This is a genomic window from Streptomyces sp. BE20, from assembly GCF_036322525.1.
In the GTDB taxonomy this organism is placed as follows: domain Bacteria; phylum Actinomycetota; class Actinomycetes; order Streptomycetales; family Streptomycetaceae; genus Kitasatospora.
Genome location: NZ_JAQYWW010000751.1, coordinates 1 through 307, shown reverse-complemented (window position 1 = coordinate 307; position 307 = coordinate 1). Strand labels below are relative to the sequence as shown.

The 307-nt window shown below is 69.7% G+C and carries 1 pseudogene; it reads left to right on the top strand.

The annotated features are described in order from the left end of the window. Nucleotides 1–241, top strand: a pseudogene (locus tag PUR61_RS16505) (RCC1 domain-containing protein); the annotation flags it as partial. Nucleotides 242–307: the final 66 nt, after the last annotated feature.

Below are 307 nucleotides of genomic sequence, written 5' to 3'. Positions count from 1 at the left end.
CACCCAGCGCAACACCAGCGTGCCCGTCCCCGGCGTGTCCGGCGTGGTCGGCATCGCCTCCGGCTCCGCCCACAACCTGGCGGTGCTGTCCGACGGCACCGTCCAGGCCTGGGGCCTCCACGACAAGGGCCAGCTCGGCGACGGCACCACCCCGCGCCGCCGCGCCCCGGTGCGGGTGGTGGCCCTTTTGGTTGTTGCCCCTGGTTTTCACGGTGCGGTCCATCAGCTGGGCCATGATTAAGTTGTCACGGGCGGCGAGGGCCTTGAGGTCCTCATTTCGGGCTACCTTCACGGTTTGTGTGGGGGT